Origin of the sequence: Hydrogenophaga sp. (genome assembly GCF_051007235.1) — a bacterium.
Classification (GTDB): Bacteria; Pseudomonadota; Gammaproteobacteria; order Burkholderiales; family Burkholderiaceae_C; genus Hydrogenophaga.
Window position 1 is genome coordinate 1 of the sequence record NZ_JBPCSJ010000114.1, and the last position, 8159, is coordinate 8159.

Below are 8159 nucleotides of genomic sequence, written 5' to 3' on the forward strand. Positions count from 1 at the left end.
CGAAGCCGAAGCCGCCCGCGCCCAGGCCGCCGCCGAACGCCAGGCCGCGCTGCAGGCCAGCGTGGGTCAGCAGCTGCAGACCCTGCGCGACGAAGCCGCCACCCACCAGCAGGCCGCCACCGCGCAGCAGGCCGCCGCCATCGGCACCCTGGCCCAGCAGCTGGCCGCCCTGCGCAGCGACGAAGTCGCGCGCGGCGACGCCGCCGTGCAGCGCCTGACCGAACTGCAGGCCGCGCTGGCCACCCAGCTGGCCACGCTGGGCACCGCGCTCGAAGCGCCCATGGCCCGCCTGATGCAGACCGCTTCCGAAGCGCCCAAGGCCGCGGCCGAGGTGATCGCTCAGCTGCGCGAGCAGATGAGCCGCCTGGCCGAGCGCCACAACGCCAATGAAAGCGCCACCCTGAGCGAACGCGCCGAACTGATGGAGAGGATCGGCAGCCTGTTGCAACAGGTGCAGCAGACCACCGGCGAGCAGCGCGCCGCCATCGAACACCTGGTCGGCTCCGCCACCAGCGTGCTCGACCGCGTGGGCCAGCAGTTCGCCGACACCGTGGGTGCACAGGCCTGTCGCGCCGAAGCCATGGCCGAGCAGGCCGCCACCAGCGCTGCCCAGCTCGCCAGCCTGGGCGAAGCCTTCCAGCAAGGCACGCAGGAACTGGCTGCCAGCCACGAACAGCTGGTGCAGAGCCTGCAGCGCGTCGAAGGCGCCATCGGCCAGTCGCTCGCGCGCAGCGACGAACAGCTGGCCTACTACGTGGCGCAGGCGCGCGAAGTCATCGACCTGTCCATCAGCGCCCAGCAAGGCATCGTGGAAGACCTGCGCAAGCTGCGTGTTCCAGCCAAGGCTTCCGCCGGAGTGGCCGGATGAGCGCCCGCACAGCCGCACCGAAAGGCGCTTGCACCGCAGCGCGCGCACAGCGCGGAGGTATCTGAATGAGCGCTTTTCACGACGCTACCGACGACCTGCAGGCCGAAGGCGACGACAGCGCCGAAATCACCGCGCCCGCCTGGGCCGTGTTCGGCGACCTCATGGCCGGCCTGGTGGGCGCCTTCGTGCTGGTTTTCATCGGCGTGCTGCTCTCGCAGATCGACCTGGTCAACAACCTGCAGAGCGAGATCGCCAAGCGCCAGCAGGAAGAAGCCCGCCGCATGGCGCTGGAAAAAGCCCTGGCCGTGCCGCTGGCCAGCGGCCGCGTCACGCTCAACAACGGCCGCATCGGCATCAGCGGCAGCGTGCTGTTCGACCTCAGTTCCGACCAGCTGCGCCCCGAGGGCGAACAGCTGCTCAAGGCCCTGGTGCCGCCGCTGCAGGTCTACCTGGGCGAGCGCGACGAAATGCTCATGGTCAGCGGCTTCACCGACAACGTGCCGGTGCCCAAGAACAACGGCCAGTTCCAGGACAACCTTGAACTCTCGGCCCTGCGCGCCCTCAACGTGACGCGCGCGCTGGTCAAGGCCGGCATGCCGCGCTCACGCGTGTTCAGCGCCGCCTTCGGTGCCGAGCAGCCGGTGGCCAGCAACGCCGACGAAAAAGGCCGCGCCCTCAACCGCCGGGTGGAGATGGCGCCCGTGCCGCGCTCGCGAAACGCCGCGCCTGCAGGCGCACCCACGTCAACGCCCGTTGCCGCACCGGCCACCGAGCCCGCCCGCTGACCGCTGCCGCGCGACCCACGCCCATGAGCACCCGCAGCCCCCGTTCTCCGCTGGCCGAGCTGAATGCCCACATTCAACAGGCGTCGACCGCGGCCCGCGCGGGCCTGCCCGCCGGCGGTGGCGACTGGCCCGATCTGCGCAGCGCCCAGCGCTTCCGCGAAACCTGGGAACGCATCGGTGCCGAGGTGCAGGTGCAACAGGCCCGCGACCGCGCACCGCAGAACGCCGGCCCGCTCAACCCCCAGCGCCTGATGCTGGACACCCTGGCCCGCATGGGCGAACTCTCACCCCACTACCTGCGCCGCTTCCTCGCCCACACCGAAACCTTGCTGTGGCTGGAACAGGCACAGGTGCAGCTCAAGCAGGGTGTGGCGGGCAAGGGGGGCGCGGCCAAATTGGCCAAGGCGGGGCGTCAGAAGAGCTGACGCGTTGTTCGGGTGGTGCGGGATGAACGCGCCAGAAGGAGTTGCAGGGTCAGATCGAAAGCTGTCTTCGCTCAGCCTGTGAGGCGGTTGCTCAAACATTCGAACGTAGGCTAGGCGGTCAAAGCACGGGCCAGGTTCGTGCACCGCGTGCTCCATACCAAACCGGGTAACTCGTTGTTGGGGTTGCTCTTCAGTGAGGCAGCATTTCTATGATCGAGTGTTCGCGTTGGATTCAGTACACATAGATCGGGAATCCAGCTCTTCCGCTTGACGGAGTGCAAGTTCTTTGCGACTGATAAGGAAGCCAGTTGTGGCGCAGCTCAGGATTGCAATTGCATGGGCAATCAAGACGGATTGATTCCGTTCAAGTGGACCGGTGCCCAAAAGTGTGAGCAAAGACGAGGAGGCAACGGGGCCAGCGATACCGCCGAGCATGCACCCGATGTTGGGTCTGAGTGGAAGCTTGGTACCTGCTTCCACAATCACGGCCAACAATGCGTAAACGATCCCTGCTGCAAACGCGGGCAGCAGTCCAAATGTGAGCGTCGTCAAAGGAACGAACAGCAAGGCCGACGGCGACCTTACAACGATGGTTAAGAGTGGTGTCGCTAGGACAAGAAGGCTGGCACCAATGAGCGGAGCAAGCAGTGCAAACCGCCACGGAGAGAGTAGCCAACGGTAGTGCATCTGAGGTGTTGTTTAGTTACTGGAGACTGCGGTTTTGGTGGCTGACTTCGCACTGAATGAAAGAATACCTTGCGTCGACAGGTGCGGCACTGAAATAGAGTTACACGACATCTTCGGAGCCCTTTTCCCCCTCAAACGCCACCACCCGATTGACCTCCAGCTTGACCATGGCCCGGTTGAACAAATCGTGCCCCAGCCACCCGCGCAGCCAGCCCTGCAGCGCGGGCAGGGGCACGGCGACGAACCACGCCGGCTCCACCGCGGCGAACTGGCGCACGAAGGGGAAGAGGGCGATGTCGGTGGCGCAGGGCGCGGCGCCACCCAGTTGAGCGCTGTGCTGCAGACGGGCGTCCAGCGGCTGCAGCAGCACAAGCACCGCCAGGGCATGGTGGTGGGCCTTGATCTCGGCGGTCTCGCCGAAGCGTTCGGGGTATTTGGTGCGGTCCAGGTGGTGTTTGAACGGGCCGTCGCAGGCGGCGAGCAGGGCCAGGTTGTGTTCGCTCTGCGCGCGGGCCCACCAGCCCTCCACGTCGCCCGTGGACGTGAAGGCCCAGCGCACGATGTCCAGGCTCTGCTCCAGCACGGTGCCATCCGGCAGGCGCAGCACCGGCACCGTGCCTTTGGGCGACAGGGCCAGCAGTTCGGCGGGTTTGTCGCGCAGCACGATCTCGTGCGCTTCGAACGCCACGCCGGCCTGCAGCAGGGCCATGCGAGCGCGCATGGCGTAGGGGCAGCGGCGGTAGGTGTAGAGCAGCGGGGCGGTGGTCATGGCCCGGCATTACAGCGCAAAGCGCGCTGGCCGTGCGGGCGGGCGGCTACCATCGCCCCATGACCCAAGACACCCAGGACCCCATCCACGAAGACCGCGTGTGGAGCGACGAGCGCTGGACGGCGCGCGTGATCAAGAACGAAGACGACGACGGCTGGGCGGTGGCCATGTTCCTGGAAGGGCAGTCCGAGCCGGCCCTGGTCGGCCCCTGGACCATGGGGCGCGACAAGAAGAACCCCAAGCCGCTGGATGTGAACGCGTTCAACACGCTGGTGAAGACGGCGGGCGAGTTCATCCGCCGGTCCGAGCAGCAGCGCCACGCCGAGCTGAACAAGAACGTGAGCGTGACGGTGGACGGGCGCCGCATCCGCGTGGCGCTGGCCATCGTGCCCGACGAGGAGGGCGCCACCGCCACGCTGCGCGCGACCGACGAGTACGACGAGGAACTGGCCGTGGTGCCGGTGCCGCCCACCTTCAAGCTGAACGTGGCCAGTGCCGAGGCCTGGGTGGCTTCGGGTTTTGAAAAGCCGCGCCGATGATCGACGGACTGGTGGCTGGCCGGCTGATGGGCGATGCCTCGCGCCGCGTGGACAAGGCGGGGCGTGGGTATGTGGTGGCACGGGTGCTGGCGCGTAACCGGGCCGACGAGGAGTTCATCGTCAACGTGATCGCGTTCGACGAAACCCCGGGCACCGCGCTGCTGGCGCTGGCCGACGGCGACGCGCTGTCGCTGGCGGGCGGGCTCACGCCCAAGGTGTGGACCGACAAGCAGGGTGTGGTGCGCCCCAGCCTGGACATGATCGCCAACCGGGTGCTGGTGGTGGCGGGCTGAACCGTCGATCGCCGCAGGGCACGCCGCGGCCGCGGTATGCTGCGCGGCGGTCCGATACCCGAGAGGAACTTTCCTCGTACAGCGATGGGTGTCGCACGCCAGGCTGTGATCGATCTGTCCCGTTTGTTCCGTCCCTCCGACTGGCCCGAGCCGCCGTCCATCGTGGCCGCGCGTTCGGCCATGGCCATGCGCCTGTCGTGGATGACCGCTCTGCTGGGCCTGGGCATGTTCACGCTCGACCGGCTCTCGGGCGTGCCGGCCACGGCCGACAGCCTCATGACCCTGGTGCTGGCGGCCATGGGTGCCCTGTCCTGGGGCTTGCTCAGGGCGCGGCGCTACAACAGCGTGGTGTGGCTGCTGGTGGGGTTCCTGTTCGGTATGGCGGCGCTGTCGACCTGGTTTTTTGGCTCGGTGCGCACGATCAACATCGTGCTCATCCTGATGGGGCAGGTGGCGGCGGGCATTTTCCTCAGCCGCCGCGGTCTGGTGTGGACCACGGCCGTCGCCGTGGCCCTGTTCGGCTTGCTGACCTGGGCCGACGCGTCGGGCCTGCTGGCCGGACAACCCCGCTTTGTGGTGGGCTGGCGCACCTGGCTGACCCAGTCGCTGAGCCTGATCGGCGTGGCCGCGATGATGTATCTCAACCGCACCCAGGTGCGCATGGCGCAGGACCTGCACCTGCAGGAAGCGGTGCAGCGCCTGCAGACCCAGCTGGACCGGGACAACGGGGAGACCCGTTTCTCGCGCCTGTTCCGCACCAGCCCGACGCCGATGTTTGTGCAGTCCGAACGCACCGGTGCGATCGTGGGCGTCAACCGCGCGTTCGAGCAGGTCCTGGGCCATGCGCGCCAGGAGGTGTTGAACCGGCACGACGGGTTCCTGTGGCGGCACGATCCTCAGCACGAGGCGTTTGTGCAGGACCGGCGCCAGCACCGGCGCACCGGCTGGCACCCGATCACGGGCATCGGCCGGCACGGCCAGTCCATCGCGCTGGAGATCTGCAGCGAACGGGACGACGGGTCGGACGACGGCCTGCGCATCACCCTGCTGCGCGTGCCCGGTCACCACGCCACCGCCCTGCCCACGCAGCACGCGCCGCTGGAAGGGAGCGGCGCATGATCGATTCGCGACCGCCGGAAGACCCGGCCGATGTCGAGCGCCAGCAGGACAGCCACCAGCACAGCAGCCGGCGCCGTGTGCTGCTGAGCATCACGCTGACGATGCTGGGCATGGCCCTGGTGGACCATCTGCTGGCACCGCCCGGCATGGCGCTTTCGCACATCGCCCTGTCCATGGGCGGCATCGCCCTGATCGCCTACCTGTTGGTGCGCTCCGACCGCCGCCCATGGGCGAGCCCGCTGGTGGTGGTGGGCGTGCTGGTGTTGACCGCCTGGGCGGTGGTCAGCCATGGCTCGGTGCGCTCGGCGTCGGCGTTTGCCTTTCTCTTTGCGGTGGTGATGGCCGGCACCTACCTGAGCCTGCGCTCACTGCTGGCCACCACGGTGGCGGGTGTGCTGTTGCTGGCGGGGCTGACCTGGGCAGAGGCGACGGGACACCTGCCGCCCGCGGGCATGCAGGCCGATCTGCGCTATTGGCTCATGGGCAGCGTGATCATGGTGCTGATCGGTACCCAGCTCTACCTCACCCGCAAGGCGACCGAAGCCGTCTATCTGCGCCACCTCGCCCAGGTGGAAGACCGCCTGCGGCTGGAGCACGAGCGAGACCGGTCGCAGCGCCGTTTCCAGCGCATCTTCCAGCTCAACCCGACGCCCCTGCTGGTGCAGGCCGCTGGCAGTCGGGCGGTGTTGGAGGTGAACCCGGCTTTTGAACGCCGTTTCGGCTACGCCGCCGGGCAGGTGGTGGGGCAGCCAGCCGCCCGGCTCTGGGCCGACCCGGCGCAGTGGCAGGCGCACTGCCAGGCGCTGTTCGAGCACGGCCGTACCGACTGGCAGCCGGCGCACTGGCGCAGCGCCGACGGGCAGGCGCTGGACGTGCTGGTGTGCAGCGAACTCAACGAAGACAGTGCCGGGCTGCTGATCCTGACCTCGGTGGTCGACCACCCCGTGGGATCGGATGCGGGGCCGGTTTCGCGCTCCACAACGTCGTAAAAACCGTGAATCGGTGCAAATCGGCGCAAACGGACCACGGCAAATGGCTGCGCCGCACGTTCGGGGCGCATAATGGATGCCGCGCGGGTCTCAGGCCCGCGTTCTTCCAAGTGATCGGTCAGTTTCGCGTGCCACGGTGCACTTTCGGGTTTGTTGTGCTTTCGGGACCCCATCGCTTTTTGTATCTGCTTTCTTAGGAGTCCTCCATGGGCAACAAACTTTACGTCGGCAACCTGCCGTACACCGTGCGCGACGACGACCTGCAACAGGCCTTCAGCGAATTCGGCTCTGTCTCCAGCGCCAAGGTCATGATGGAGCGTGACACCGGCCGTTCCAAGGGTTTCGGCTTTGTCGAAATGGGCAGCGATGCCGAAGCGCAAGCCGCCATCAACGGCATGAACGGTCAGTCCCTGGGTGGCCGCAGCGTCACCGTGAACGAAGCCCGTCCGATGGAAGCCCGTCCCCCCCGCACCGGCGGCTTCGGCGGCGGTGACCGTTCGGGCGGCGGCGGCTACGGCGGCGGTGGCAACCGTTCCGGTGGCGGCGGCTACGGCCGCGGCGGCTACTGAGCCCTGCAGACCTGTTGAACCGGCTTCGTGCCGGGTCCAGTCAAAAAGCCCCGGAGCTTCGGCCACGGGGCTTTTTTCATGGGCGGCTTGCGGCGGCCATTGATACGGCGGCCAACGGCGCGGCCACCGGGTGGCCGCGTTGTCACTTTCAACGGCGGATGCGGTGGCCGGTCTTGAACACCCACCACACCACGGCCAGACAGGCGCTCATGAAGGCCAGCGTCATGCCGGTGCTCACCGCGATGTGCACGTCGGCCTGGCCGTAGAAGGCCCAGCGCAGGCCGCTGATGAGGTAGACCACCGGGTTGAACAGCGACACGGTCTGCCACGGCTCGGGCAGCATGCCGATGCTGTAGAACGCGCCGCCCAGGAAGGTCAGCGGCGTGATCACCAGCAGCGGCACCACCTGCAGCTTCTGGAAGCTGTCGGCCCACAGGCCGATGATGAAACCGAACAGGCAGAACGACACCACCGTCAGCAGCAGGAAGCCCACCATCCACACCGGGTGGGCGATGGAGTAGGGCACGAAGGCGCGCGCGGTCAGCAGGATCAGCGTGCCCAGCAGCAGGCTCTTGCTGGCGGCGGCGCCCACATAGCCCAGCAGCACCTCGACCCAGTTGACCGGGGCGGACAGCAGTTCGTAGATGGTGCCGGACCACTTGGGCATGTAGATGCCGAAGGACGCGTTGGAGATGCTTTCGCTGAGCAGCGACAGCATGAGCAGGCCGGGGATGATGTAGGCGCCGTAGTCGACGCCGCCGATGTCGCCCATGCGCGATCCGATGGCCGAGCCGAAAACAATGAAGTACAGCGAGGTGGTGAGCACCGGCGCGATGATGCTTTGCGCCCAGGTGCGGAAAGCGCGGTTCATCTCGAACCGGTAGATGGCGCGCACGGCGTGGACATTCAAACCCATTTTCAAGCCTCGGCTTTCTGTTCGTGGACCAGGCTGACGAAGATGTCTTCGAGCGAGCTTTCGCTGGTGCGCAGGTCCTTGTAGCCAATGCCCTGCGATTGCAGGGCGGCCAGCAGTTCGGCAATGCCGGTGTCCTCGTTGCAGGTGTCGAAGGTGTAGGTCAGCGTCAGCCCGTCGGCCGACAGCGCCAGCGGCCAGCT

7 protein-coding genes and 4 pseudogenes are annotated in these 8159 nt (G+C 67.3%); 8 read left to right on the forward strand and 3 right to left on the reverse strand.

Annotation, left to right across the window (positions count from 1 at the left end):
* The 3 pseudogenes from ACR2JA_RS04195 to ACR2JA_RS04205 form a co-directional block, all read left to right on the forward strand.
* A pseudogene (locus ACR2JA_RS04195) lies at nucleotides 1–868 on the forward strand (DUF802 domain-containing protein); the annotation flags it as partial.
* A 65-nt stretch (nucleotides 869–933) separates the two neighbouring features.
* A pseudogene (locus ACR2JA_RS04200) lies at nucleotides 934–1599 on the forward strand (OmpA family protein); the annotation flags it as partial.
* Nucleotides 1503–2078, forward strand: a pseudogene (locus ACR2JA_RS04205) (DUF2894 domain-containing protein); the annotation flags it as partial. The pseudogenes ACR2JA_RS04200 and ACR2JA_RS04205, both read left to right, overlap by 97 nt.
* A gap of 787 nt (nucleotides 2079–2865) precedes the next feature.
* Here the strand turns inward: ACR2JA_RS04205 and ACR2JA_RS04210 are convergent.
* Nucleotides 2866–3534, reverse strand: coding sequence for a glutathione S-transferase (locus ACR2JA_RS04210; RefSeq protein WP_434007866.1), 669 nt, complete (start codon nucleotides 3532–3534; stop codon nucleotides 2866–2868).
* Nucleotides 3535–3593: 59 nt separating this feature from the next.
* Between ACR2JA_RS04210 and ACR2JA_RS04215 the strand changes: the two genes are divergently transcribed.
* The 5 genes from ACR2JA_RS04215 (at nucleotide 3594) to ACR2JA_RS04235 (ending at nucleotide 7043) form a co-directional block, all read left to right on the forward strand.
* Complete coding sequence (locus ACR2JA_RS04215) at nucleotides 3594–4073, forward strand: hypothetical protein (protein WP_434007867.1); 480 nt, start codon at nucleotides 3594–3596, stop codon at nucleotides 4071–4073.
* A complete protein-coding gene (locus ACR2JA_RS04220; RefSeq protein WP_434007868.1) occupies nucleotides 4070–4366 on the forward strand; it encodes a single-stranded DNA-binding protein in 297 nt (98 codons plus the stop codon). The genes ACR2JA_RS04215 and ACR2JA_RS04220 overlap by 4 nt, the downstream gene beginning before the upstream one ends.
* An 84-nt stretch (nucleotides 4367–4450) precedes the next feature.
* Nucleotides 4451–5485: a PAS domain S-box protein gene (locus ACR2JA_RS04225; protein WP_434007869.1), complete on the forward strand. Its 1035-nt coding sequence runs from the start codon at nucleotides 4451–4453 to the stop codon at nucleotides 5483–5485.
* Nucleotides 5482–6474, forward strand: a complete 993-nt coding sequence (locus ACR2JA_RS04230) for a PAS domain-containing protein (protein WP_434007870.1) — start codon at nucleotides 5482–5484, stop codon at nucleotides 6472–6474. Before ACR2JA_RS04225 ends, ACR2JA_RS04230 begins: the two co-directional genes overlap by 4 nt.
* A gap of 206 nt (nucleotides 6475–6680) precedes the next feature.
* A complete protein-coding gene (locus tag ACR2JA_RS04235; protein ID WP_434007871.1) occupies nucleotides 6681–7043 on the forward strand; it encodes an RNA recognition motif domain-containing protein in 363 nt (120 codons plus the stop codon).
* 148 nt (nucleotides 7044–7191) lie between these two features.
* Here the strand turns inward: ACR2JA_RS04235 and ACR2JA_RS04240 are convergent, their stop codons facing one another.
* Nucleotides 7192–7953, reverse strand: coding sequence for an ABC transporter permease (locus ACR2JA_RS04240; RefSeq protein WP_434007872.1), 762 nt, complete (start codon nucleotides 7951–7953; stop codon nucleotides 7192–7194).
* 8 nt (nucleotides 7954–7961) lie between these two features.
* Nucleotides 7962–8159 (reverse strand): annotated as a pseudogene (locus ACR2JA_RS04245) (multidrug ABC transporter ATP-binding protein); the annotation flags it as partial.

Excerpts from the sequence above, each read along its gene's own strand:
- ACR2JA_RS04210 (WP_434007866.1), bottom strand. The coding sequence starts at position 3,534 with ATGACCACCGCCCCGCTGCTCTACACCTACCGCCGCTGCCCCTACGCC.
- ACR2JA_RS04220 (WP_434007868.1), top strand. The coding sequence starts at position 4,070 with ATGATCGACGGACTGGTGGCTGGCCGGCTGATGGGCGATGCCTCGCGC.
- ACR2JA_RS04230 (WP_434007870.1), top strand. The coding sequence starts at position 5,482 with ATGATCGATTCGCGACCGCCGGAAGACCCGGCCGATGTCGAGCGCCAG.
- ACR2JA_RS04225 (WP_434007869.1), top strand. The coding sequence starts at position 4,451 with ATGGGTGTCGCACGCCAGGCTGTGATCGATCTGTCCCGTTTGTTCCGT.
- ACR2JA_RS04235 (WP_434007871.1), top strand. The coding sequence starts at position 6,681 with ATGGGCAACAAACTTTACGTCGGCAACCTGCCGTACACCGTGCGCGAC.
- ACR2JA_RS04215 (WP_434007867.1), top strand. The coding sequence starts at position 3,594 with ATGACCCAAGACACCCAGGACCCCATCCACGAAGACCGCGTGTGGAGC.